The sequence below is a fragment of the Pallidibacillus pasinlerensis genome (assembly GCF_009996845.1).
In the GTDB taxonomy this organism is placed as follows: Bacteria; Bacillota; Bacilli; order Bacillales; family Caldibacillaceae; genus Pallidibacillus; species Pallidibacillus pasinlerensis.
The window spans coordinates 1-25059 of record NZ_JAACYS010000009.1 but is presented as its reverse complement, the minus strand read 5'-3'; the positions used below and the strand labels follow the sequence as shown (position 1 = coordinate 25059).

General features: G+C 35.1%; 25 protein-coding genes and 2 pseudogenes. 19 read left to right on the top strand and 8 right to left on the bottom strand.

From position 1 onward, the window contains the following. Positions 1–156 precede the first annotated feature (156 nt). From GW534_RS16320 to GW534_RS03430, 3 genes and pseudogenes are all read left to right on the top strand, one after another. Positions 157–658: pseudogene (locus GW534_RS16320) on the top strand (DUF2515 family protein); the annotation flags it as partial. Beyond that, entirely contained in the window at positions 635–1123 is a 489-nt protein-coding gene (locus GW534_RS16640) for a CBO0543 family protein (RefSeq protein ID WP_407670438.1), read from the top strand. The pseudogene GW534_RS16320 and the gene GW534_RS16640, both read left to right, overlap by 24 nt. A gap of 129 nt (positions 1124–1252) precedes the next feature. Then, a complete protein-coding gene (locus GW534_RS03430; RefSeq protein WP_161919657.1) occupies positions 1253–3313 on the top strand; it encodes a catalase in 2061 nt (686 codons plus the stop codon). 282 nt (positions 3314–3595) lie between these two features. Here the strand turns inward: GW534_RS03430 and GW534_RS03425 are convergent. Further along, positions 3596–3829: pseudogene (locus GW534_RS03425) on the bottom strand (glycine betaine ABC transporter substrate-binding protein); the annotation flags it as partial. A 390-nt stretch (positions 3830–4219) separates the two neighbouring features. Between GW534_RS03425 and GW534_RS03420 the strand changes: the two are divergent. Continuing rightward, a complete protein-coding gene (locus tag GW534_RS03420; RefSeq protein ID WP_161919656.1) occupies positions 4220–5806 on the top strand; it encodes a plasmid pRiA4b ORF-3 family protein in 1587 nt (528 codons plus the stop codon). A gap of 42 nt (positions 5807–5848) precedes the next feature. Continuing rightward, positions 5849–6274, top strand: a complete 426-nt coding sequence (locus GW534_RS03415; protein WP_161919655.1) for a hypothetical protein — start codon at positions 5849–5851, stop codon at positions 6272–6274. Between the two features lie 363 nt (positions 6275–6637). On the opposite strand, the gene GW534_RS03410 is transcribed toward GW534_RS03415, so the two are convergent. Next, entirely contained in the window at positions 6638–6916 is a 279-nt protein-coding gene (locus GW534_RS03410) for a CarD family transcriptional regulator (RefSeq protein WP_161919654.1), read from the bottom strand. Between the two features lie 236 nt (positions 6917–7152). On the opposite strand from GW534_RS03410, the gene GW534_RS03405 reads away from it, so the two are divergent. Next, on the top strand, positions 7153–8067 hold the full coding sequence (locus tag GW534_RS03405; protein ID WP_202630811.1) for an HpcH/HpaI aldolase/citrate lyase family protein: 915 nt from the start codon (positions 7153–7155) through the stop codon (positions 8065–8067). Positions 8068–8084: 17 nt separating this feature from the next. After that, the gene (locus tag GW534_RS03400; protein WP_161919653.1) at positions 8085–8537 is read left to right on the top strand and encodes a MaoC family dehydratase; all 453 of its coding nucleotides are present in this window, start codon (positions 8085–8087) and stop codon (positions 8535–8537) included. A 43-nt stretch (positions 8538–8580) separates the two neighbouring features. On the opposite strand, the gene GW534_RS03395 is transcribed toward GW534_RS03400, so the two are convergent. Next, a complete protein-coding gene (locus GW534_RS03395; protein ID WP_161919652.1) occupies positions 8581–8733 on the bottom strand; it encodes a hypothetical protein in 153 nt (50 codons plus the stop codon). Between the two features lie 164 nt (positions 8734–8897). On the opposite strand from GW534_RS03395, the gene GW534_RS03390 reads away from it, so the two are divergent. Further along, positions 8898–9074, top strand: a complete 177-nt coding sequence (locus GW534_RS03390; RefSeq protein WP_246203890.1) for a cupin domain-containing protein — start codon at positions 8898–8900, stop codon at positions 9072–9074. 57 nt (positions 9075–9131) lie between these two features. Here GW534_RS03390 and GW534_RS03385 read toward each other — a convergent pair whose 3' ends face one another. From GW534_RS03385 to GW534_RS03375, 3 genes are all read right to left on the bottom strand, one after another. Beyond that, entirely contained in the window at positions 9132–9974 is an 843-nt protein-coding gene (locus GW534_RS03385) for an aldo/keto reductase (protein ID WP_161919651.1), read from the bottom strand. 491 nt (positions 9975–10465) lie between these two features. Then, positions 10466–11329, bottom strand: a complete 864-nt coding sequence (locus tag GW534_RS03380; RefSeq protein ID WP_246203888.1) for a glycine betaine ABC transporter substrate-binding protein — start codon at positions 11327–11329, stop codon at positions 10466–10468. A gap of 287 nt (positions 11330–11616) precedes the next feature. Continuing rightward, positions 11617–12336: a nucleotidyltransferase domain-containing protein gene (locus GW534_RS03375; RefSeq protein WP_161919649.1), complete on the bottom strand. Its 720-nt coding sequence runs from the start codon at positions 12334–12336 to the stop codon at positions 11617–11619. A 393-nt stretch (positions 12337–12729) separates the two neighbouring features. On the opposite strand from GW534_RS03375, the gene GW534_RS03370 reads away from it, so the two are divergent. Genes GW534_RS03370 through GW534_RS03360 form a run of 3 tightly spaced genes read left to right on the top strand, consistent with a single transcriptional unit; the run spans position 12730 to position 14868 of the window. Further along, positions 12730–13374, top strand: a complete 645-nt coding sequence (locus GW534_RS03370) for a rhomboid family intramembrane serine protease (RefSeq protein ID WP_161919648.1) — start codon at positions 12730–12732, stop codon at positions 13372–13374. A gap of 50 nt (positions 13375–13424) precedes the next feature. Continuing rightward, positions 13425–14042, top strand: a complete 618-nt coding sequence (locus GW534_RS03365) for a hypothetical protein (protein ID WP_161919647.1) — start codon at positions 13425–13427, stop codon at positions 14040–14042. Between the two features lie 31 nt (positions 14043–14073). Continuing rightward, positions 14074–14868 (top strand): GNAT family N-acetyltransferase, encoded by a 795-nt coding sequence (locus tag GW534_RS03360; RefSeq protein WP_161919646.1) that lies wholly within the window; start codon positions 14074–14076, stop codon positions 14866–14868. Positions 14869–15086: 218 nt separating this feature from the next. Here GW534_RS03360 and thiD read toward each other — a convergent pair whose 3' ends face one another. Further along, complete coding sequence (gene thiD / locus GW534_RS03355) at positions 15087–15923, bottom strand: bifunctional hydroxymethylpyrimidine kinase/phosphomethylpyrimidine kinase (protein WP_161919645.1); 837 nt, start codon at positions 15921–15923, stop codon at positions 15087–15089. 202 nt (positions 15924–16125) lie between these two features. On the opposite strand from thiD, the gene GW534_RS03350 reads away from it, so the two are divergent. The 3 genes from GW534_RS03350 (at position 16126) to GW534_RS03340 (ending at position 18015) form a co-directional block, all read left to right on the top strand. Beyond that, positions 16126–16809, top strand: coding sequence for a YhfC family glutamic-type intramembrane protease (locus GW534_RS03350; protein ID WP_161919692.1), 684 nt, complete (start codon positions 16126–16128; stop codon positions 16807–16809). Continuing rightward, the gene (locus GW534_RS03345; RefSeq protein WP_161919644.1) at positions 16806–17186 is read left to right on the top strand and encodes a DUF3887 domain-containing protein; all 381 of its coding nucleotides are present in this window, start codon (positions 16806–16808) and stop codon (positions 17184–17186) included. The genes GW534_RS03350 and GW534_RS03345 overlap by 4 nt, the downstream gene beginning before the upstream one ends. 148 nt (positions 17187–17334) lie before the next feature. Next, positions 17335–18015: a DUF4652 domain-containing protein gene (locus tag GW534_RS03340; protein WP_161919643.1), complete on the top strand. Its 681-nt coding sequence runs from the start codon at positions 17335–17337 to the stop codon at positions 18013–18015. 59 nt (positions 18016–18074) lie between these two features. On the opposite strand, the gene GW534_RS03335 is transcribed toward GW534_RS03340, so the two are convergent. Beyond that, positions 18075–18578: a hypothetical protein gene (locus GW534_RS03335; protein ID WP_161919642.1), complete on the bottom strand. Its 504-nt coding sequence runs from the start codon at positions 18576–18578 to the stop codon at positions 18075–18077. Positions 18579–18729: 151 nt separating this feature from the next. On the opposite strand from GW534_RS03335, the gene GW534_RS03330 reads away from it, so the two are divergent. The 5 genes from GW534_RS03330 to GW534_RS03310 form a co-directional block, all read left to right on the top strand. Next, the gene (locus GW534_RS03330; RefSeq protein ID WP_161919641.1) at positions 18730–19185 is read left to right on the top strand and encodes a helix-turn-helix domain-containing protein; all 456 of its coding nucleotides are present in this window, start codon (positions 18730–18732) and stop codon (positions 19183–19185) included. A gap of 30 nt (positions 19186–19215) precedes the next feature. Continuing rightward, the gene (locus GW534_RS03325) at positions 19216–20412 is read left to right on the top strand and encodes an exonuclease SbcCD subunit D (protein WP_161919640.1); all 1197 of its coding nucleotides are present in this window, start codon (positions 19216–19218) and stop codon (positions 20410–20412) included. 22 nt (positions 20413–20434) lie between these two features. Then, the gene (locus tag GW534_RS03320; protein WP_161919639.1) at positions 20435–23530 is read left to right on the top strand and encodes an AAA family ATPase; all 3096 of its coding nucleotides are present in this window, start codon (positions 20435–20437) and stop codon (positions 23528–23530) included. 435 nt (positions 23531–23965) lie between these two features. Beyond that, on the top strand, positions 23966–24676 hold the full coding sequence (gene pxpB, locus GW534_RS03315) for a 5-oxoprolinase subunit PxpB (protein WP_161919638.1): 711 nt from the start codon (positions 23966–23968) through the stop codon (positions 24674–24676). Next, positions 24673–25059 (top strand): 5-oxoprolinase subunit C family protein (locus tag GW534_RS03310; RefSeq protein WP_407670437.1); only part of this gene is annotated, 387 nt, incomplete at its 3' end. The genes pxpB and GW534_RS03310, both read left to right, overlap by 4 nt.

The following is a 25059-nucleotide window of genomic DNA, read 5'->3' as shown; positions in this document are numbered from 1 at the left end:
TCATAATTCTATTAATCTAGGAATCTCTCTTTCGACAGCTTGTTCCATTGGCTTCACCACACTAAAATTTATTATTCATTCATATGTATTCAACAAAAGTATCCGCTATTCTAAGGGGGGATACAGATTTTTTTTCGTTCAAATCCACTTAAAGACATTAAACATGAATTAACAAAGAAAACAAAAAAGCGCCATCAAGAACTGAATTGAAAGCAAAATTAACTTTCGAGGAAGTTTTCCTTATTGAGAAAATTCGGGAGTGTACGGAGGAATTAAATAAGAATAATGTGACAAGGACGAATAGTTATTTAGATTTCTATATAAGGCACCCGGAGATTCATTGGGCTTTATTAGGTCATCTCGTATCGAGAAATGGCGGTTGGAATATGACGGATTTACAAGGTGAGCTTTTATCAAATTTGCTTTCTGAACAAGAACGACAGGATTTTTTCTCGTTTTTAGAAAGAGGAAACTGGCTGATCTTTCAAGATATTTATCCGCAATTTCTATTATATGAAGAAAGTTTAAAAAGAAATAAAAACCTCTTTTACCTCTTGTCTTTTTTAACGTATCAACATTCATGGAAACGATATGCAATTTCTTTTGGAAAGAAAAAAACAGCTATATTTTAACAATGGTCTTAGTTATTAATGAACAGGAGAGATTCTTAATGAGTATTGTAAAACTCTCGAAAAAATTGAACTTGCTATTCTTACGAAAAAGACCGTTCTTCTTCAAAAGAAGTAAGCTTTCCGCTTATGTTAGCACGATTCTTTTCGCCACACTAATTGGAACATATCTTGAGCTATATTTTATAGGAAAAGAATTTTATGATTTCCCAAAACGACCATTTCCAGAGGTTTTTTCAATTAATATCTCGTTTACAATTATAGGTCTTCCACTATTCGTTTTTTTATTTCTCTATTTAGCGGAAAAAGTAACACCATATATTCGGGTCCTATTAATAATAACAATTAGCTTATTTGCCCCGGCCATTGAAATGCAGACAGAATTATTAGGTTTTTTCCATCATAACGAAAGTTGGAACCATTTTTATTCTTTTTTCGGGTATTTTCTTTTCCTCATAATTGTATGGAGATTTTATCAGTGGAGTAGGGTATAGGTCCGTTTCCCGATTTTTTCACAATACAGTTCGTGCGGGGACAATGGTCTTGCTTTCCGTCACTAGTTCTAAATGATAATTTTTTTCATATGTATATAAGTGGATGAAACTAACAAGGCGGGTGAGAATATGGATGAAAAGACAGCTAGAAATAAAAAGCAAGTACCTGAAGATGCAAAACAACAGCAATTGAATAAATATCGCATACAAAATACAGGGAAGCCGTTAACGACAAAACAAAATTTAAAATTTGCTAATGATAGTGAGATTTTAAAAGCTGGTGAACGTGGCCCAGGTTTAATGCAGGATTGGTACTTCTTTGAGAAATTCGGTCATTTTAGCAGGGAAGAAATTCCAGAACGAGTAGTGCATGCGAGAGGATATAGTGCCCACGGTGAATTTGAAGCGTATCAATCCATGAAGCATGTTACGAAAGCGGGCTTTTTATCAGAAGCTGGTAAAAAGACCCCAGTCACAGTAAGATTTTCTACGGTACAAGGTCCAAAAGGTTCATATGATACGGTACGGGATTTACGTTGTAAAGCGGTTAAATTTTACACAGAAGAAGGAAACTATGATTTAACAACGATTGCGATGCCGGTACTAATCGTACAGGATCCAATGAAATTCCCAGATGTTATTCATGCTTATCAGTCAAAACAAGATGATGATATTCCAACTGGAACAGGGGCTCATGACCGTTTTTGGGATTATGTCGCTGCTAACCCAGAATCGCTCCATATGGTCACATGGGTCATGTCGCCACGGGGAATTTTACGTAGTTATCGGATGATGGAATCGTGGTCCATTAATACTTACTTATTTGTAAATGATCAAAATGTCGCGACCTTTGTTCGTTTCGTTTGGAAGCCGGTTCTTGGCGTTCATTCTTTGCTGCAAGACGAAGCGATTAAATTAGGTGGAATTGACCCCGATTACCATCGAAAAGATTTACGGAGATCGATAGATGCTGGATTATATCCTGAATATGAATTAGGTGTTCAGCTCATTCCGATGGAAGATGAGTTTAAATATGATTTTGATATTTTAGACCCGGCAAAATTTTGGCCAGAAGAATTAATTCCAGTACAAAAAATCGGGAAGTTAACCTTAAATCGGAACATTGAAAATTACCACACAGAATCGGAAATGGTGGCCTTTAACCCAGCTAACGTTGTTCCAGGGATTGATTTTTCCAATGATCCAGTTTTACAAGGTCGATTATTTGCCTATCGCGATACACAGCACCATCGACTTGGTAGTCCTAACTATGATGAATTGCCAATTAATAAGCCACTTTGTCCATTCCATAACAATACACGTCGTGGTTTTATGCGCTATCGGATTGATGTGGATCACGTAAACTACCATAATAACGAATTAGCCGGGAATACGCCGTTTACGACACCACCAGAAGAAGGCGGATTTCTCGAGTTTCCGAAACCAGTCGAAGGACGGGTCGGTAGATGGCGAAGTGAATCCTTTAACGACTTTTTTACCCAAGTACGGATTTTCTGGAATAGTTTATCGCCAATTGAAAAACAACATACGATTGATGGCTTTAGTTATCAATTAGGAAAAGTGGTAAGTGAAGATGTCCGTAAGCGTAACGTCGATTTATTAGCAAATGTTGATAAAACGCTCGCAGATATCGTTGCCGGTAATATCGGGGTGGAACGACCAAGCGGAACCCATGTACCAGTCTCGACAAGATATCCTTCATTAAGTCAAGAAAACACACCGAAATATGCACAAACACAATGGGTTGGCGTTGTTATTGGCGATGGATTTAATGGTCAAGAAGTGAAAAGAACAATTGAATTTTTGAAAAATAATGGTGTGTTTGTGGATTTAGTAAGTGACAAACTAGGTACTGTAACTGGCGATGATGGAACAAAACTTGAAGTCAGCTATACATTTATTACCGCAAGCCCGTATTTATTTGATACGGTTTATATAGTTGGAGGAAACGCCCGAAACCAAGCGAAATTTATGCAAAATGCATTTAAATATGTGCAACATGCATATTCACATTTTAAACCAATCGGTGTCGCGTCAACAGCTCAGAACTATATTCGTCGTTCATCGAACAATAATTTAGCAGGCGTTGTATTTGCCGCAAATAATCCAAACTTTGAAAAGGAGTTTTTACAAGTGATCGCGCAACACCGGTTCTGGGATAGAAGATAGTAGGTTGTGTTTTAAAAGGGGGGCGCACCTCCTTTTTTATTTTGCTGTAGGTTAATAGTTAAGTGGCTTCATTCTATATCATTCGGGCAAATTTAATATTCGCACAAAAATCACGATTTTCGCACGAAAAATGGAAATATCGCACAAGTTTGAGGGATGATGATACAGAGGGACGGGTTCCTTGTATCACTCGCAAAAATGGTAGATACAGAGGGACGGGTTCCTTGTATCACTCGCAAAAATGGTACACGGGACCTGTCCCCGTGTATCACTGCCCGTGTATCACTGCCCGACTAAGTTTTGTTCTTTAAGATATGTTTCTGCAACTTCGTAAGCAGATTTTCCTTCTACATTCACCAAATAGTTCATTTCGCGCATTTCTGCGTCAGTGATTTTTCCAGCTAACTTATTTAAAGCTTCAACAACCTCTGGATATTTTTCAGCCGTTTCACGAAGCATTAATGGCGCCCCTTGATACGGTGGAAACAGCTCCAAATCATCTTCTAAAACTTTGAGGGATACAGAGGGATACAGAGGGAGGGATACAGAGGGACGGGTTCGGTGTTTCGTTTTGAAGAAGAATGAATCAGAGGGCCAGGTTCATTGCTCTATTATTACTAGGAAGAATCTGGAAGACGGGTTCGATGTACCAATAACATACGATCAATCAGAAAGTCGGGCACATTTTTGTTATGAATGACTAAACTTGTAAAAGCACGCATAGAGCAAACACAATATGTCAATGATGATGACAACAAAACGGCACAACCCCTAGCAAATTTATAACTACTAGATTTAGAGAAAAATAAATTTATGTTAAAATATTTTATAACCAAGAAAAGTCATGTATGATGAAGAAAATAAGGTGGGACAATGGACCTGTCCCTGTGTACCAGAGGTGTTGATATGATTTTTCAATTAAAAGTAACTTTAAAAGGTTTTAAGCCGCCGGTTTGGAGGCGAGTGGAAGTACGTGATACGATGACGTTTGCTGAGCTTCACCATGTAATTCAAGTAGCCTTCGAATGGACAAACTCTCATCTACATCATTTTCAAATTAAAAGAATGAATTCCGTGCCAATCGATGAAATTATTTTAATTAGCCCGAAAAATGAGGAATTTGGTTTCGTGTCAACCTTTAAAAGCATAAATTATGATGAAGAGACAATCCTGCTAAATAATATTTTTTTAAAAGAAAAAGATCGTGTTTTGTATACCTATGATTTTGGCGACAATTGGGAGCATGAAATTGTTTTAGAAAAAATTTTACCAGAGCAAGATGGGGTGGTTTACCCACGATGTACGAAGGTGATGCGTGAAGTACCAGCTGAGGATAGTAGATTCGAATACTTAAATTCCCCGACAACACCAGAAATTGATAGGAAAGAGCGCATGGATGAAATTAATGAGATTTTAGAATCAGTATTTGAAAAACAAGAAAAAAACCAAACAGTTCAACAGAAAATGGATGATATAAAAGAAACTCAATCAAACGCGTTTTGGCCACGTCTCCTCGATGCAGCTGAAGAGTTTAAAAAAATGAAACCATGGAATTGGTTAAGTGATGATCAATTGATTGCAATACTACACCCAGATACTGAAGAGCTGTATATTTGTTCAATTTTAGGTATGGGAGGAATAGAATTTGGACTGTCTGCTTTTAGAGGGATTAATAGTATCGAGTTTTTTAATCAATTAATTTTCGACCCGAACTTTAGTGAACGTGATTATATGAAACAAGACAGTTTAACGGTAGACTTTGTTAATCGCGATGAATTAAGTAATAAAGACTATAAACTTTTAAAAGAATATGGAAGGTCTTATCGAGGGAAAAATCAATGGCCAGTTTTTCGTAGTTATTGGCCTGGTTTCTACCCGTGGTTTTTAGTTGACGAAGAAGTACAAGAATTGTTATTTATTCTTGAACAATTAAACAATCTTTGTAAAAATGTTCAGGATAGACCAGGAATCATAAAGCATTATCAAGGTGATGGTAGACTATTTTTATGGAAATACGAAGAAGAAACAGGTAAATGGGAGAAAGGACAAATTGTCATTACAAAAGAAGAAAATCTTGATCAACAAGTGCCTTTATATGTTAATGAGTTAGAATTACAACACATAAAACAGTCCATAAAAAAATCAAATGTAATAGTAGAATTAGATAGTGATTACGTTCTAACCCCAATTCAAGAAAATAAAAATGATCGGCCATATTATCCAATGCTTATGCTTTCAGCTGAGCAAACATATGGCCAGATAGTATTTTATGAAATGTTTACGGATGATTCAATTGAAGCCGTGCAACATTATTTTATAGAGTTCATTAAAAAATTCAACAATCTACCGAAAGAAATTCGAGTTAAAGAATTACTTGCATTACAAATCGCTCCAATTGCAAAAAAATTAAATATTAAATTACAGATTGTAAACTCTCTACCAATCATTGAAAATGCCCGTGAAATGATGGAATTCATGATGTTGGGACACTAATTAGTCTGAGTGAACATTCTATTTTTTTTTAGGAGGTAAAGGGTGAAAATTAATTTTACAAAAAAACAAATGAAGGACTTGTTAACGCTAGTTGAAGCAGGAAATTGGGTAATCAACTCATTTCGTGACGAACCGATAGAACAATATGAAGATCTTTATAACTATATTTTAAATGCGGCACATCAAATGAACATGCCTGAAGTGGTTTATGATAAAGAATCAGACCAAGCATATTTGACGCATGATGCTGAAGAAGAGATTCATGAGTTCATTAGTGAATATGATGATTATACATTTTGGGATGAGTTGGCACTTAATTTAGCGAAACGTGATTATGCCAATGAAATGAATGTTCGAAATGATACACGTGAAGAGGCCTTTTTGCGAATTATAGAATTTGAAGAAAAATATGCTGAGGAATTTTATAAAAATGGCTTAAAAAATCTAGTAATTAAATCAAAGAAGTAATGGTGTAAAAGTAGATGAATTAATGAAAATGCCATACGGTTCCATGTTTATTTTTATGACCAAGATGGGAATCAATATTTGTTAAGAAAAGATAAATAATGTTTAAAACAAACCCGCACTAAACAGATATAAAGGTGCGGGTTCATTGTTAAAAAATGAATGAAAGATTTTTGCTATAAGGGAAATGTCTAAAATTGTTCAATACTTAAAAGATGTTATAAAAAATGAGACAGTGGACCTGTCCCAGTGTTTCAAATTGCGTTATGGATTTGTTCTGTAATTTCGTCGTCTGTTGTTTCGAGAGCGAGGGCTAGTTCTTTATAAAGAGTAGTTTCTATTCGTTCTAACAGTTTTCGATTGTTCTCATAAAACTTTCATCCCTCTTCTTCTACTAGTTTTTTCTTTGCGAGTAATGTTCTTGTGAAATAAACCAAGTATTTCTTCGGCTTCTTTCTTTTTTAACATCTTTTTCATTGCATTTGCACGATCAACGGGAATACTGATTGTTAATTGTTGGTTGTTTTCGAGAGGTTGGATAATGTAGTATTTTTTCGTGGTTTCATCTATCGTTCGTTCCGTAATGTCCACAATTTGACAAATTCCATGTTCAGTATACATCATTAAATCGCCTTTTTTAAACAATTATCTTAACTCCTTTAAAAAAATTGTAAACTTCAGGCTGTTTACTTTTATACTAGGTAAACAGTCTTTTTATTTAGTACGTAACCGCCTACATAGTGTTAGTTAAAAATATTGTAAGTAGTAATAATTTTTAGTATTATAATATTTGTAAAATTCATTAAATAAAAGTTGCATATTTCTATATTTTTTTTATATAAAAAGCTAGCTAACAAACTTCGAAAGCGTTTTATTTTATTTTGAATCCTATAAAACTATTAAAAGTAGGTGAAAAAGTGAAACCAATTCGTACGATGTTATTTGTTCCTGGAATAAAAGAGACATGGTTTGAAAAGGTGCCGTCATATCAGACAGATACGGTTATTTTAGATTTAGAAGATAGTGTTCCAGAAAATTTAAAAAATCAGGCAAGAACGAATGTTTCAGACGCTATCAAACCTTTAACAGATAATGGACAACGAGTTTATGTGCGCATTAATCGGGGACCATATTGTTTTAATATTAAAGATTTAGAGGCAATTATCAAAAAAGATTTAGAAGGAATTGTTTTACCTAAATTGGATGGACCTGAGGATATTGAGCTTATTCATCGTATTATTTCAGAAATTGAATTTAATAAAGGGTTAGAAGTCGGTTCTATTAAACTAATCCCGACCCTTGAGACGGCAAAATCGATTCACGCTGCCTATGATATAGCAATAAAACCGAGAGTCGTAGCCCTTGCAGGGGTTAGTCCAAGAAGTGGTGATGTGGAACGGGAATTAAATTATCAATGGACGGCAGAAGGATTAGAACGTTTATATATCCGATCTCACGTTGTGCTTGCCGCAAAAGCAGCGAAAGTCCAACCAATTGGGGGACTATGGCAAGATATTAAAGATTTAGAAGGGTTACGGAAAGCTGCACAGTTTAATCGTCAATTAGGATTCTCAGGAGAAATGGTTATCCATCCATCTCACGTACCGATTGTTAATGAAGTATACTCACCTACGGAAAAAGAAATTGCCTACTATGAAGGGATGATTGAAGCTTTTAATGAAGCGTTAAAGGAAGGAAGGGCAGCGATTGTTTACGAAGGTGAACATATTGACTATGCCCATGTAAAAACAGCAAAACAATATGTAGAAGCGGCGAAAAATTACATTTCATCTTAAAATGGGAGGGCGTAAAGATGCCAGGAAAATATTTTGAAGAATTACATATTGGCGATGTATTTAAACATGAAATTACCCGCACGGTAACAGAAACGGACAATCTATTATTTACGACAATGACTCATAACCCACAACCACTGCATCTTGATGCCGAATTTGGTAAAAATAGTATTCACGGCAGTATTATAGTTAATAGTATGTTTACGGCTGCTTTAATTGTCGGAATTTCCGTAGGTGATACAACTTTAGGCACAACCCTTGGTAACTTAGGGTTTGAAGAGATGAAATTTCCAAATCCAGTTCGTATTGGCGATACGTTAAGAGTAGAGACTGAGGTTATTAATAAACGTGAATCAAAATCAAAACCCGATCGTGGGATTGTTTGGTTCGAACATCGTGGTTATAACCAGCGAGATGAATTAGTCGCCCAGATGACTCGTTTAGCAATGATGAAAAGAAAAGATACGTAGCAAAAAAGAGGTTGACCTATCGTCAACCTCTTTAAAATTGGTTTTATATAAGTAGACTAAAGGTATACAACACGACAATTCTAACTAGTATACTTAAATTTGAAATCGCCGCCACTAATCGGGTCGTTTCAATGCGATAATTAAACTCTACTGAAAATGCTAGTACAGTAGCTGCCGATGGCAACAAGTACCCCATGATTAATGTGTAACGAAATTGTTCATCAAAAGGCAAAATAAAATATAAACTAATGCCTAAAATTAAGGCAAAACTATATCGATAAAGTAAAATTGCCCGCCGGGGTGGATTACGGCTTCAATCGGTTACTTTAGAACCCGGCTGTTCAATTGATGAAAAACCTCATGCTCATCAAGGTATCGAATGTCATTATGAAAGGGAAAATACTTGTTGAACAGGTGGAGGATTCGGTTGTCTTAGAAGAAGGGGACTCCTTTAGTTGGAATGCGAGTGTACCGCATATGGTAACGAACATTGGTGAGGATACGGCCATTGTGATTATTGCGATTTATTCGGAATAGAAGAAAAGAAAGAGGGGTCCCGAGAGTTTCCGTTTGGAAAATTGGGCCCCCTTTTTATTAAAATTCTTCGTAAACGGCTGGATCTTGATTTTTTTGTCTACCATCAGGTCGAGTAAAACTAGAAATGGTATTCATCTCCGGCTCGCTTAGTTCAAAATCAAAGATGGAGATATTTTCTAGTTGTCTTTCTGGAGATGCTGATTTTGGAATGGCAATAGAACCGAGTTGATAATGCCAACGTAATATCACTTGCGCAACGGTTTTGTTGTGAGCTCTCGCAATTGATTGTAATGTGTCGTCTTCTAGTAATTTAACACCACGGAACAGTGGACTCCATGATTGGGTTTGAATATTATGTTCTGCATGCCATTTTCTTTGTTCTGCTTGGTTAAAGAATGGATGCAGTTCAATTTGGTTAATACTTGGTTTGACACCGGTTTCTTTTTCGAGAATTTCAATATGCTCTGGTAAAAAGTTACAAACTCCGATTGAACGAATTAGTCCCCATTTTTTTGCATCAACTAATGCTTGCCACGCCTCTACGAATTTCCCTTGTTTCGGATTTGGCCAGTGAATTAAATATAAATCATAGTAATCTAGATTGGCGCGGTAAAGCGACTCTTGAATAGTTGTTACAGCTAAATCGTATTCATGATAACGACCTGGTAGTTTCGAAGTTATGAAAAGTTGTTCTCTAGGTACAGAGCTGCGACGAATTGCCTCACCGACTGTTCCTTCATTTTCATAATTGTAAGCAGAGTCAATTAGTCGGTAACCGATATCAATTGCATTAGTAATTGCCCGGACCCCATCGACACCTTTTAATCTATATGTACCGAAGCCAATTGCAGGTAATTTAAGTCCATCATTTAGTGTGAATTCTGGAATAGAATGAACCATGAACAACACTCCTTTCTGTATTCTAGAATACCATATTTTCTCTTTTGGAAGCATTAATAATCAATTTATTTTAATGTTTGTAAAATTCCATTTTCCTTTTTGGAAAAGTAATATAAAATAAGTAAGTATTCGAATTATAGATTGGATAGGGGGAGTTGTTGAATGATTAATGATATTGTGTGGAAATTCCGTATTAATGTTTTATCAATAGATGAATGAAACAGAGGGACGGGTCCAGTGTTTCTTTTGTGTGGAATATAACAGGGGGACGGGTTCAGTGTTTCATTAATATTTTTTAAAAGTGAAGTTTATAGTTAATTAAGGCTGTCTGTAAGTAAAAAAATGTAGGAATCTCACTTTCAATACCTACACTTTTAAAATTATATATTGGATGGAATTCTGTAAATAAATTTGAATATTCCGAAAGAGGAACGACGGACCTGACCCCGTGTATCACTTCGAAAATGGAACGACGGACCTGTCCCTCTGTATCACTTCGTTGGTAGTTCTTCAATACTGTCTATATCCATATAGGCAGGTACGACGAATCCTTGTTGTGCCCCTTCAAGGTTTGGACCAAGGTCATCAATCTCGTCTTTGTATTGTTCAGCATAGGAAGCAGCACCAACAGGTAGCCATGCGATTAGCATACCGTCAACTTCCCCATTTGATAAACTTTCAAAGGCAATGCCCATATCAAGTGGTGTTAATTCAACATCGTAACCTAATTCTTCTAATACAAGGGTAACGACGTTTGTTGAGGCAATTTCCGTTTCATAATTAGTGTAAGCTAATTCGATCGTTTCGTTGTTAACTGGTTCAATTCCTTCGATCCAAGCATCGACTCGGTCACGGTTTTTTTCAATCCATTCTGCTGCAGCTTCACGTGGTTCGACCGTTTCATCTTGGCCAAATTTTGACATCACTTCATTCATGTCATCTACTTCCCAAAAGAAGTTATCTAAAAATTGATAAGCAGATGGTTGATCTTCTTCAAGACCTAACCGAACCATCGTATGTATATTTTCAGAAGCACCGAGCGTACCTTTCGGGTCTTCCAAGAATTTCAAGTCATATTCGGTAAAAATCCAATGCGGTTGCCATAACGTTACAACGATTGGCTCTTCGTTTTTAATTGCTTTTCTTAATTCTGTTAACATTGCTGGCTCAGAACTTGGTAAAAGCTTTAAATCTAAGTTATATGCTTCAATTGTTTCTTCCGCAATCTTCATCGTTCCAGATCCAGGTTCAATCCCAACAATTTCTTTTACTTCCTTCTTGTTCGTTCCTTCCTCGGAACTTGCTTGACAACCCACAAGCATTAATAGAGCGATAACACCTGTAAGGGCTAACATTTTCTTGATAGTTGAATTTCTAAAAATGGTAAACATCCTTTCGATAAAATTTATCAGTTTATTAGGTTCCTTTTAAATTGATGGTTTTTATTATAAAGTAAAACAAAAATGAGCTCAAAGCTCATTTCATCCAGTCTCATTCGATTTAACAAGTTTATTCTATCTGAAAGAGTTTTAGGTACCCTCATTGTCACAATTCCTATATTATGCGATCATTTCTTCTAAAATCATGCTAAAACGTTTACATTTGAATCTTTCAATTTATATTACATGCTAGTTCAATAGAATTATTTTTTTCCTAATGAAAAGCCTGAAAAAAATCGCCCGCCATAATGTTGTAAAACTTCATCAACGAGATTGATAACTAGTTTTTTATCATCTTTTTTATAATACGTATCAAAGGCTTTAACGTATCGACTAGCAAAATCTTCATCAAATTCTTTTAAAGAACGGACAATCCATTTTGACTTACCAATCCAACAATTATTCGTTCTTAATACAAATTCACTGACAAGTTCTGCAAGGGTGCCTACTATAAAAATTCCCTCTGCACGATTATCGCAACCAATAAAATCATCGAGGGTATCCGTTAAAAAATAGCGTTTTATATTTATTGTATCTTGAGTCCATTTTTCTGGTCCTTTAGCTAAAATTTCATCAGCTTCACATTGGATTGGCACAATCACATTTTCTCCTTTTAGTATCACTCCTTCAGAAACCATTCGAGGTAACGTTGGTCTTGCGCGTTTTGCATCGCTTTCGAAAAAATCTTTATAGGAAGTGAAGTTATGAACGAATAATTCAATGGGCCAACCAAATTCAATGAGCGATTCTCGGTAAGAGGAATGGATATTTTGATCAAATACAACGATGTCTAAATCGGAAGTTTCTGTTGCGTCACCCCGAACAACACTACCTGCTAAAATTGCTCCGTCACAATTCGGAAAATATTTTTCAATAAACAAATTTGCTGCATTCACTGGTTCTGGTCTGTTTTTAATTTCCATCTAAATCCCTCTTTCGAAGATTTTTGATTTCATTATCTAAAAATAATTATATTTTGTCTCTTTTAGTTTGGAAAACGAAAATTTTATAAAATTAATATTTTGATAAATTAGAATTTATAGTATGATAGATAGAAATTATACAAATAATGGAGGGGTAAGAGCTGAAAACTCGACTTATAATCACATTTATTTGTAGTTTACTCTTATTTGGTTTAGGTACATATCGAATTGTAACCGAGTCGCTAACTTCAACACCACTTTTTGTCGCATTTATTTTTACAATCACTGGATTTATCGGTGCAATTGTAAATGGTATGAAATTAATTAAAATACGTTCGACTCACTAAAAACTTGTTCGTGAGTTAAAAGTGAAAAGAGGGGTGTAGTTTCATCATGAGTATGTTTACAGTTAAAGATATTGGTTTTCGTCAATATGTTAAACATTATCCTTTAACTGCCATATTTGTTAGCATTTGTTCTCTTTTTTTCATTCTTACACTATTAATGGGAGGTACTTCTAAAGAGAATTTAATTACTTTAGGTGCCTACGAACGCAATTTAATAAATGACGGGGAATATTGGCGCTTGATTACAAACTCATTACTCCATAGTAGTCTCTTGCATTTTACGTTAAATATGTTTTTCATTCTTATACTAGCCCGACCAATTGAGAGGGTGATTGGCAGTTTAAAATATTTTCTTTTCATCTTATTTACGATTGTTGTTTCAAGCATTATGATTCATATTCTTTCAAAATCAGGTTTTGGTGTCGGGGCCTCTGGCTTTGGCTATGGATTATTTGGAATGTATTTTTACTTAATGGTGAAATTTCATAAAAGCTTTATTAAACATGATAAAATGCTTATTTTTACATTTGTTGTCCTTGGCTTCATTACTTCTTTAATACCTGGGATTAGTTTTATGGGACATGCAGGTGGCTTTATCGGGGGTATTATTTTCGCAGCGATCTGTTTTAGAAATGAGAATCAGGTTAAAAGTTTTTATGCAAATAATGTGGGAACAAATATTCAATTTTAATAAATATTTTGTAAGATTGATAGATTCCGTAATGGCAGGAGGAGACCTTGTTGAAAAAATTTGCGTTAATTAATATACTTTTGATTACTTTATTGATAAGTTCGGGTTGCAATCAATCAAAGGATGCAGTGGCGACTATAGTGGTAAATGATAAGTCGAAATACGCCGATACGTTTGAAGATCTAAATTTAGGTGTTTTATTTGATTATCATTTTAATTGGCTGAAAGCGGATGAAACTTGGGTCAATATTTGGATAGAGCGTTATGAACAAGGGAATCCCGAGCCAGAAATTCTTGAACAACTAATCTTTGGGTTAAGTCCAAACAAAACGGAAAAGGGAAATATCGGATTCGGAGTGATTAATCCGGATGGAGAGGCAGCTTCTATCTTTTTATATGCCCCTGGTGTAACGACTAAGCCAGCACCGATGGAAAAGTTTCTTTTAGATGATGGTGTTATGGGATGGGATTATACATTAGCAGATGAAAAGCTTGAATTACAATTAGGGGAAGCATATTTATTAGCGCTTGTACGAGAATCTCCAGACAACTTAGAATTCTATAATATACAAGACGAATCGGAAATTGAAAAGATGATCAACGAAACACGAGGAGTTCTTTTATTAAAAATAAAAATTGATTCCGAAGAAAAATCAGTTATTCAATAGCTTTCCGGCATGAGCACAAGGAGGAGTAAAAATGATTCGCAAATTAACACAAAATGACTATGAAGAAGTTATGGCACTTGTCGGTAAGAAACCGGCGGAAAATTTATTTATTATCGGTGATATTGAAGCCTATGGGTATGAGTCCGAGTTTCAAGAGCTTTGGGGACAATTTGAAAATGGCGATTTGATCGCAGTTTTATTACGATATAACAACAATTATATACCATATAGTGAGCAATCCTATGATGTTGAAGCTTTTGCAGAAATTATTAATCAAAATCCGAATCCGATTGAAATTAGTGGGTTGAAACATTTAGTTGATCCATTAAGAAAATTCGTCAATCGTGATATTAAGGAAGATAAAGAAATGTATTATGCCAAATGTACGAAGTTAAATTATGAGGTAGATCCAGAACAGTTAAAAAAAGTAACATATTTACAACCGGACGAGTATGAAGAGAATATTGAAATGCTCCGTTCCATACCGGAATTTGCCAATGCAAATATGAGCGTTGAATCAAGAGAACGGGCAGAAAAGTATAAAACGGGAAGAACGTATATTATTCGTAATGAAGAAGGAATTATGGTTTCTTCAGCGTCGACGACAGCAGAAAACTCTCAATCCGCGATGATTGTTGGGGTAGGCACTCGACCTGGATATGAACGAAGAGGTTATGCAACAAGATGTATGGAAAAACTATGCAGTGATTTACTAGCAGAAGGAAAAACACTCTGTTTATTTTACGATAATCCAAAAGCAGGCAATATTTATAAACGGTTAGGATTTGAAGATATTGGCATGTGGACGATGATTCGTTATAAATAATTGTTTCATTCTTTTTAAAACTAAAACATTATATTAGAATATCATTTCATCTTCCGTTAACAAAAAATTAGTATATAATGTTATCCGTCTTATTAAACAACGAGAGGATGACATCCGTGAAAAAAATCAGTTTGCTTTTTTCATGCTAAAGGCAATAAAAATTTAAGGGATAGTACGAAGTAAAATCCGGAACCATCCCTTTTATCTTGCACGGCAAATTATTTATTGAATTCTTCAACCTCAATCTCATGAGCTACTCCATATTTCCGTTCTGCCGCATGATAAGTTGGACCAACGGATTCCGTATAAGAAAAGCCGTACTCAATCGCCGTCGTAATAAAGCGTTTTGCTTCGTAAACCGCATCTTGAACTGAATGCCCTTTTGCCAACAGCGCCGCAATGGCTGCCGAATAAGAACAACCTGCACCACTTGTATTAACCGTTTGTATCCTTGGTGCTTTAAAGGTAGTCAACGTTTTTCCATCGAATAATGCATCAATAGCTGGCCCTTCTAATCGCCCGCCTTTAACTAATACATTTTTTGCCCCAAGATTGTACAAATCAATCGCTGCCTGTTTTAAATCTTCAACAGATTCAATCGGCCGATCATCTAAAAGAACGGATGCCTCTGGGATATTAGGTGTAATGATTGATGCCATTGGGATTAGTTTTTCTTTCAAAGCCGCAATCGCATCATCTTTTAAAAGTTTCGAATTCATTTTTCCAATCATAACTGGATCGACAACAATATGTTTAATATCTGCCTCTTCAATTAAAGTCGCAACCGTATCTATCACTTCTTTCGAAAAGAGCATTCCTGTTTTTAAACCATCAATACCAACTTGCTTCACCGCTGTTGCAAATTGAGCTTCAATCGCTTCGATATCTAATGTATGTACATTTTTATTCGTTTTTGGATGACGGCCAACAATGGCGGTTACGACACTCATCCCGTATACATCTAATTCTTGAAATGTTTTTAAATCAGCCTGAATCCCCGCACTGCCCCCGGCTGCAGAGCCTGCAATTGTCATAACTCGAGCAGGATATTCCATGGGTAACCCAACCCCTCTTTCTTAATTCCTTTTTATTTGTTTACCATTCTTATTGTAACACCACTAGTAAAAATATCATTTTTTATGAATTATATGAAACCTTTTTGCTATGGAATCGTTATTTATAGTAAGTTATTATTTATTGATTGAAATGATATAAAATCCGTTGAGTAAAATAAGTGTTTCTTTAGGGTGTGATTACTTGTTTGGTACGATTTTTGCCATCATAATAAGTGTAGGTCTACCAATTTTCGCATTTCTTTATGCTTGGAAGAAAAAACGATACATCCCCTTTTTGTTAGGTGTTCTAGCCTTTGTTGTATCACAAATGTTACTCCGTTTACCTTTACTCGAATTTTTACAGAAAAATAGTACAGATTTTATCTTTTTTAGCATGACGCAACCGATTCTTTTTGCCATCTTACTCGGTTTGTCTGCGGGGATTTTTGAAGAAACAGCTCGTTTCATTGCCATGCGATACATCATGAAACAGAGGGACTGGATGTCTGGTTTTCTTTTTGGTACCGGTCATGGTGGGATTGAGGCAGTTATCTTTGTCGGGATCCCAGCTTTCCAATATGTTTTTTCACCATTTGCGATTGCTTTAGGGGATCAATTTCTTATAGGTGGGATAGAACGCTTTTTTGCGATAATTTTACATATCGGACTTTCTATTATTGTGCTCCAGACTATTGTACATAAAAAAATATATTTTCTAATAATTGCCATCCTTATACATACTTTTGTGAATGCATCGGTTGGTATACTTCCATTATTTATACGAGGGAATGAATCTGTTATCGTGTTAGAAATCGTAATTGCCGTTGTTGCACTTGCTGTTTTACTTTATACATTATGGATTAAAAGAAAGGGTGTTTTACAATGAGAAAAAGAATGACTCTTTTATTCAGTCTTTTTATTGCACTTTTCCTAGTTGCTTGTGGAGGAAGTAGCGATGAGCTATCGGGAAAATATGTTCCGATGGCAGAGGAAGTTGTTACGTTGTTAAATGAGGGAGCCTATGACGAGCTTCATGCAAAGTTTGATGAAACGATGAAATCGGCTTTACCGGTTGAACAGATGGCACAATTAGGAGCGGTTATCGAACAATCGGGAGAATTTGAGGAATTTGATAAGTCTTCTGTTGAAGAACAAGATGGCTATTATGTCGTTGTTCTCACAGCAAAATATAGTGAACAAGATCGCGTGTATACTATTTCATTTAATGATAAAGATGAAGTAGCTGGATTATATGTAAAATAGAAAGGTTTGTTTTCTATTGACAGGCATAAAGGTCTTAGCCTGTTTCTTTTTTCTACATTTTTTAAGAAATTTACATGAAATTTTTAATAGAAGTAAAAACTATATGGTATTCTTATATTAGAAAAACGATTTCCTGGAGGGAAGAAATATGAAAAAGTTAAGACTACTAATCGTGTTACTAATCGCTTTTGTTTTAACAGCATGTGGTACGGCAGAAGAGGAAAATTCTGCATCAAAAAATGAAGAAACTTCCCAAGTTGAAAACAATTCGAATAATACGGAAACAAATAGCGAAGAAGATGAATCAACAATTGAAGAAGAGACGGAAGATGTAGAACTTTATAGTATTGAGTTAAATAATGAAAATAATACGGTAGAGTTGAAAAAAGAAGGTGAGGACACAGCCGTTTTATCTGATCAATATCCATCTGAACCTGTGAAATCACCGAATGGTCAACATGCAGCCTATCTAGCTCCGTTTGAATGGGAAGAGCTAAGTGATTTATATATTGTTGATTTAAAAGAAGGTAGCCAGAAAAAATTAATTGAAGGAAATTCTGAAAGTAAGCCAAAAAATGTGATTTGGGAAAATGATGAACATGTTTTAGTGATTCTAGGCTATCCGTATGGAACAGTTAGCATCGGTGGAAATATTTACCGTGTAAACATTGAAACTGGTAATCAAGAACAATTAACGGACTATGAAGATGAAACACAAATTACGGATTTTCATATTGAAGACGGTACGCTTCATTACAGTGGAATAAAATATACGGATGACGAAATGAATGAACATGAAGAGTATTCCAATCAAATTTCATTACAGTAAAATAAATAGTTAGTATCTGCTTGTACATTAAATAACCCAGTTTCATTTGGAAACTGGGATTATTTTTTCAGTTCAGCTATTGTTTCTTCAATTAATTGATCAATTTTTCTAGGACCATCTTCATCTGCAAAAGCTTTGTACCATTCAGCTCGGTCATATTTTAGTGTTTCATTAATACGATATAAGATTGTTTCGAAAATCCCTAAATTATCTTGGTAAATTCTTATCTCTTCTTCCGAAACTTGCCCCTCTTCAATTACTTTTCTTAAAACTTTACTTGATTCCTCTAACACCTCATGAGCTGAAGAAAAATTTGAGCTAAGATCATTTAATTGAAATTCCATTTCTTGTAATATTCGTTTTCCGTTTTCTGTTTCCGCAGTTTCATTTAAGTTTACTCTTCTAAGGAAATCTACTGTTGAATCAGCATTACCGATAATTGTTTGCCAAGCTTCACCCATTTCCCATTTCGCCTGTGAAGATTCTTTATAAAGATAAATATTTAATGCAATGGAAGCTAGGAGTAAACTTACGATTAACCTCTGTAGTGATTTTTTATCCATATTTTTCCATCCCCTTATTGTTTTGAAATTAATTTAACATATTAAACATTCTATTTTAACTATATATTTAAAAATCAGAGCATTAAAGCGCGAACGTTTGTGTTGTGTTACGAAACGAAATGTGTTACATTTGAACTAAGAGGTGATCAGTTTGAATACACCAAAATTACTAACTTTAGGTGAAACGATACGTTTAGAACGAGAAAAACAAAATTTAAGTTTAAGAGAGTTTGCAAAACAGACAGGTGTTAGTTTTTCTCAATTAAGTAAAATTGAACGTGGTGAACATCGGCCAACGCGCGAAACGTTAGAAAAAATAGCGTTACATATGAATGTCGAGAAAAGTTGGCTCTTTTTATTAGCTGGTTATTCAGATTATTTGATTGATAAAATAGGAGAAAAGCAATTTTTAGATAGAATAATAGAAAATAACAATGATCAAAATATGTCGAAGGTGTATGCGGTGCTCGAAACCGCAGCAACCTATAATACAAATGATTGGACAAGCTTTATTCAAAAAATGGCAGCTCGCAATCTGACACCGAAACAACTTGAAACTATAGTAGAAGATTATGAGAAAATAAAAGCAATAGTATTAAATAAATAATTTGTTCTGAATATGAAAGGGGAGAAATATATGAAATTTTTCCATACGGCCGACTGGCATTTAGGGAAACTTGTTCAAGGTGTATACATGACGGAAGATCAACGATACGTTTTAGAGCAATTTATTAAAGCGATTGAAGAGGAAAAACCCGATGCGGTTATTATTGCCGGCGATTTATATGACCGTGCCGTACCGCCTACTGATGCCGTTGATTTACTGGATGAAGTATTAGAGACGATTATTTTAAAACTTAAAACGCCTGTGCTTGCCGTTGCTGGAAACCATGACAGCCCAACGCGACTTGATTTCGGTAGTAAAATTATGAAAGCAAACGGCCTGCATATCGTTGGTGAATTCTCAAAAAACCTTGACCCTGTTATTTTACATGATGGATATGGGGAAGTTCATTTTCACTTAGTGCCGTACACTGATCCGAGTGTTGTAAGGACTGTGTTTGCTGATGAAGAAATTCGGACTCATAATGATGCCATGGAAAAAATAACTAAGACAATAATGAGTCATATGGATCCGAATGCTCGACACGTTTTTGTTGGACATGCCTTTGTTACCCCGTACGGTGAAGAAAAGGAAAACACGAGTGAATCGGAACGTCCACTTGCAATTGGTGGTTCAGAATATGTCGATGCAAATCATTTTATGAAGTTCCACTATACAGCCCTTGGCCATTTGCATCAGGCCCATTACGTGTTAGATGAAAAAATTCGTTATTCAGGTTCACCACTTAAATACTCAATTTCTGAAGAAAAACATAAAAAAGGGTATTACATTGTAGAACTAGATGATGCAGGAAATATTCAGGTTGAGAAAAAACTACTTGAACCTCGTCGCGATATGCGGACGGTCGAAGCAACAATGGATGATTTGTTAAAACATCCAGTTAATGAAGACTATGTTTTTGTTCGACTCCTTGATGAAACACCTGTCCTATCACCGATGGAAAAGGTACGTTCGGTATATCCAAATGCGATGCATGTAGAGCGGAAAATTATTTTAGCAAACCAAACAGAGGGTGAGAATGATGGTGTACGGGTCGCACGTCATCAAATGGATGATTTATCCTTATTCCGTGCCTTTTATCAAGAAATTAAACAAGCGGAAGTATCAGATGAGACGGAAGAAATATTTAAAGAAGTGTTGCATGAGATCGAACTAGAAAATCGTGAAGAATTGAAAAAAGCTTCAAAAGAAGTAGCGGCAACGAAGTAAAGGAAGGGGTTGGAGTGCGATTATGAGACCGATTAAATTAACGATGACGGCTTTCGGACCTTATCGAGATACTGAAGTCATTGATTTTACCGAATTAAAAGAAAATCGTTTATTTGTCATTTCCGGTAAAACGGGTGCGGGGAAAACGACGATTTTTGATGCGATTTGTTTTGCTCTTTACGGTTCAGCAAGCGGTGAGGACCGTAGTGGTGACATAAGAGGTTTACGAAGTGATTTTGCTGATGATGATGTTTATACAGCTGTGGAATTAGAATTTGAATTACGAGGACACTATTATCGAATTAAAAGACAGCTCGGTCATAAGAAAAAAGGTAATAAAACGGAAACAGGCCATGCCCAAGAGTTTTATGAAAAAATCGATGATGAAGAAGTCCCAGTTGTTGACCGACAAATCGTAACAGAAATTAATAAAAAAGTTGAAGAATTAGTCGGTTTAACTCGTGCCCAATTTATTCAAATCGTTATGCTTCCTCAAGGTGAGTTTCGTAAACTACTAACTTCGGAAACGGAAAATAAGGAAGAAATTTTACGTAAAATATTTAAAACGGAAAGGTATACGTTAATTAGTAAACGATTAAAAGAAAAAAGAGATATAGCGGAGAAAGATTTTGATGCAGTAAAACATGACCGTGATCGTTACTTTACAGATATAAAAACATTAATTCCAGAGCGAGAAGATTCCTCACTATTTGCGACACTTGCCCAAGAAAATTTTAATACGTATCAAGTGTTAGAAGGATTAAATGAAGAAGTCGACTATTATGAAAATACGATAAAAGAACAAGAAGTGAAAGAAAAGCAAGCGGAGTTAGCTTTTAATCAAAAATTAGAAGAATACCATAAAGCTGAAGCGTTAAATGCTGAATTTGTAAAACTTGAAGAAAAGGAAAGAAGCTTACAAGAAGAGCGAGAAAAAGAACAACTTTTTAAAACGAAGGAACTGCAACTAAAAAATGCTGAAAAAGCTAGTAAAATTGAAAGTTATGAAACTCAAGTCAATGACTGGCGAAAAGATGAAAAAGAAAAAGGGGTTCGATTAGAGCTTGCTGAAAAAGCATATAATGGCGCGGTTACAAAATTAAAAATTGCTGAAGAAGCGTATAAGGTCCAGGAAAATAAAAAAAGTGAGCGGGAAGAACTTAGTAAACAATTACATCGTTTTAAGGAATTATTACCAGCCGTTCAGCGAATAGAAATTAAAAAGAAAGAACTGGCCGAGCAATTTGATGAAGTAAAAGGGATGGCAAAATCAAAAGAAACGATATCTCAACAGTTGGAGCAACTAAAGAGTTCAAAACAAGGTTTGATTGATCAAATTAAAGAAACGGAACAAAAAGTAGACCAATTACCTGATAAACAACAAAGGGTTAATGACCTGGGCAACCAAGTACGTATTTTACAAAAATACATTAATATCCAACAAAATTTAAATAAAGTAAAATTGGATTTAGATGAGAAAAAACAACAATACATTAATTTAAAAGAACGCTATGATGCTCTAGAAACAGCTTGGATTAATGGTCAAGCCTTTATCTTAGCTGCTCATTTACATGATGGGGAAGCTTGTCCAGTTTGTGGAAGTCTTGAACATCCAAACAAAGCACAAGGGCAAGAGAATATACCAACGAAAGAAGAGTTAGATGTGGTAAAAGAGAAGTTAATTCAAGCTGAACGCTGTTATCGTAAAGTAGAGGCAAGCTATAAATCTTTCGAAATGCAACTGGAAGAACAAGTAAAAGAAGTTTGGGAAATCGGTCTTGAAGAAGAACAAGTGCATGAAGCCTACCATAAAATTGTAAAAGAAGGTAAGCAAGTAAGTTTAGAAGTAGAAACATTAATGAAAGACAGAGAAAAACTTTCTCAATTGAAAAATGAACGCGACCAACTAGAGCAAAATCTAACTCGTTTAGAAGCTGAACTCGAATCAGTTACGAAAGATTTTCAGGAAAAGAATACGATTTTTGAAAAAAATAAAGCCGTTTATGAAGAACAATTAAAACAAATTCCAGAAGAGTTGCGCCAATTAAATATTTTAGAAGCAAAAATTGCGAACGTAGAAAAACAGTTGAAAGCAATGGAAGAGGCTTGGGAACAAGTTCAAAAACAATTACAATCCGCAAAAGAACAAGTTGCAAGTACGAAGGCAAATTTAGAAAATGCGAAATTACAACTTAATGAAAGCCGTGAGAAAAAAGAGAAGGCAGAACAACAGTTTATTACAATGCTTAGACAAGCAGAGTTTGCAGATGAAGAAGCTTATCGCATAGCAAAAATGCCAGAAAGTGCTCAGAAACAATTAAAAGAAGAAATAGATTCGTATTATCGTAATCTCGCTACTTTGGAACTGCAAATTAAAGAACTCCAACATGCATTAAAAGATAAACAAAAGGTAGATTTAGTTGAGTTAAAAACAGTTGTTGAACAGTTACAACAACAATTAAAACAAGTCCAAGATCAATTACGCCAGTCACAACAAGTATTACAAGATCTTCATCATTTAAAAGAGAAAATTATTGAAGTCGATAAACAAGTAGCAGAACTAGAAAAACGTAAAAACATCATCGCTGATCTTTACGATGTGATTCGGGGACAAAATGAGAAAAAAATCTCCTTTGAACGTTATTTACAAATTGAATTTTTAGAACAAATTTTAATGGCGGCAAATGAACGACTTAGAAGATTATCGAACGGTCAATATGTATTGCAACGAAGCGATCGACAAGAAGCCCGCGGTAGACAAAGTGGTCTTGGCCTTGATGTATATGATTCTTACACCGGTCAAACGAGGGACGTGAAAACCTTATCTGGCGGTGAGAAGTTTAACGCCTCATTATCTTTGGCACTAGGTATGTCCGATGTGATTCAAAGTTACCAAGGTGCAGTACAAATCGATACGATGTTTATCGATGAAGGATTCGGATCGTTAGATGAGGAATCTTTAACGAAGGCAGTGGATACGTTAATTGATTTACAAAAATCCGGTCGAATGATTGGCATCATCTCCCACGTACAAGAGTTGAAAAATGCCATTCCTGCTATTCTTGAAGTTAATAAAATGAAAGAAGGAATTAGTAAAACCCAATTCATAATCAAATAAAATACAATAACAGGACCAGGAAGATAAATTGTAATCAACCTGGTCCTGTTTGTATTTAGTAGAGTTAGCAGCATTATATTAGAGCTTGCTTAAATATTAAGTATGGTACTATTGACTAATAGTGCTATATGAATAAAATAAATAGCATTGATTTTGTAAGTGTTTTCAACTATAATACAAGAATAATAAATTTATTTCCCTTTTTTAGAATATACCAAAAAATATGGATTTGTTTTTGTAAATATTGATAAACAAATGTTTCTAAGTAAATGTTTAATTTTATAATCTATTTTAATAAAACTAAAATATTTGTCTATAAAAAATGAACTTTCAAAAGATTATGAATAAAATATTATTTTATATTAAAATATGGGAAAAATTAATTTATAAAAATAAAATCAACAATTGTTTTGCTGAAGACAAAGGGGGAATTAAATGGAATATAATTTATACCCAATGGGAGAAAATGCCATTCTAATTGAATTTGGAACGGAAATAAACATAGAGACGCATCAAAAAATCCAAGCGATAACTAATTTTTTAAATAATGATCCTCCCGAATGGATGATTGAGTATATTCCAGCTTTTACAACGATAACTGTTTATTATGAACCCTATAACATTTATTTAATATCTGGTAAGGACAATATTTACGAATATGTTTGTAAAAAAATTAAGGACTTATTATTAAAAGTCCCTATTAGTTATGAAAATGAACCTCGATTGATAGAGATACCTGTTTGTTATGGTGGTGATTTTGGCCCCGACTTAGAAGTTGTGGCTGAACATAATAAACTAACACCGGAAGAAGTAATTGAGATACATTCTTCAGGTGAATATATTGTTTTCATGCTTGGATTCGCTCCTGGTTTTCCATTTATTGGGGGTATGTCTGAGAAAATCGCAACACCTAGAAGAAAAACACCACGATTAAAAATCCCCGAAAGAAGTGTTGGAATTGCTGGGATGCAGACTGGCATTTACCCGATTGAAACCCCAGGTGGTTGGCAGTTAATTGGCCGTACACCTATTCGATTGTTTAACCCTGAAAAAAATCCACCCACCTTACTGATGGCTGGGGACAAAATCAAATTTAAACCTATTAGTTATGAAGAATATGTCAAAATGGAGAATGAAGCATTATGATTACTGTAAAAAGTCCAGGCTTACTGACAACAATACAAGATTTGGGAAGACATGGGTTTCAAAAATATGGTGTAATTGCAAGTGGAGTCATGGATCATACAGCACATCGCATCGCTAATATACTTGTTGGTAATGATGAAAATGAGCCAACTATTGAAATGACTTTAGTTGGTCCTACATTTGAATTTCATGAGGATGCACTTATAGCAATTTGTGGAGGCGATTTATCAGCAACAATTAATGGAGATCCCGTCCGATTGTGGCGACCGATATTTGTTAAGAAAAACAGTGAACTAAAATTTAGCGCATGTCGCTTAGGATGTCGTGCATACTTGGCAGTTGCAGGTGGTTTTGCAATTGAAACCGTTTTAAATAGCAAATCC

Coding starts and splice junctions, on each gene's coding strand:
- GW534_RS03325 (WP_161919640.1), top strand. CDS start 19,216: ATGAAATTTTTCCATACGGCCGACTGGCATTTAGGGAAACTTGTTCAA.
- GW534_RS03400 (WP_161919653.1), top strand. CDS start 8,085: ATGCCAGGAAAATATTTTGAAGAATTACATATTGGCGATGTATTTAAA.
- GW534_RS16640 (WP_407670438.1), top strand. CDS start 635: ATGGTCTTAGTTATTAATGAACAGGAGAGATTCTTAATGAGTATTGTA.
- GW534_RS03385 (WP_161919651.1), bottom strand. CDS start 9,974: ATGGTTCATTCTATTCCAGAATTCACACTAAATGATGGACTTAAATTA.
- GW534_RS03340 (WP_161919643.1), top strand. CDS start 17,335: ATGAAAAAGTTAAGACTACTAATCGTGTTACTAATCGCTTTTGTTTTA.
- pxpB (WP_161919638.1), top strand. CDS start 23,966: ATGGAATATAATTTATACCCAATGGGAGAAAATGCCATTCTAATTGAA.
- GW534_RS03420 (WP_161919656.1), top strand. CDS start 4,220: ATGATTTTTCAATTAAAAGTAACTTTAAAAGGTTTTAAGCCGCCGGTT.
- GW534_RS03370 (WP_161919648.1), top strand. CDS start 12,730: ATGAGTATGTTTACAGTTAAAGATATTGGTTTTCGTCAATATGTTAAA.
- GW534_RS03360 (WP_161919646.1), top strand. CDS start 14,074: ATGATTCGCAAATTAACACAAAATGACTATGAAGAAGTTATGGCACTT.
- GW534_RS03375 (WP_161919649.1), bottom strand. CDS start 12,336: ATGGAAATTAAAAACAGACCAGAACCAGTGAATGCAGCAAATTTGTTT.
- GW534_RS03430 (WP_161919657.1), top strand. CDS start 1,253: ATGGATGAAAAGACAGCTAGAAATAAAAAGCAAGTACCTGAAGATGCA.
- GW534_RS03395 (WP_161919652.1), bottom strand. CDS start 8,733: ATGGGGTACTTGTTGCCATCGGCAGCTACTGTACTAGCATTTTCAGTA.
- GW534_RS03345 (WP_161919644.1), top strand. CDS start 16,806: ATGAGAAAAAGAATGACTCTTTTATTCAGTCTTTTTATTGCACTTTTC.
- thiD (WP_161919645.1), bottom strand. CDS start 15,923: ATGGAATATCCTGCTCGAGTTATGACAATTGCAGGCTCTGCAGCCGGG.
- GW534_RS03320 (WP_161919639.1), top strand. CDS start 20,435: ATGAGACCGATTAAATTAACGATGACGGCTTTCGGACCTTATCGAGAT.
- GW534_RS03335 (WP_161919642.1), bottom strand. CDS start 18,578: ATGGATAAAAAATCACTACAGAGGTTAATCGTAAGTTTACTCCTAGCT.
- GW534_RS03390 (WP_246203890.1), top strand. CDS start 8,898: ATGCTCATCAAGGTATCGAATGTCATTATGAAAGGGAAAATACTTGTT.
- GW534_RS03380 (WP_246203888.1), bottom strand. CDS start 11,329: ATGTTAGCCCTTACAGGTGTTATCGCTCTATTAATGCTTGTGGGTTGT.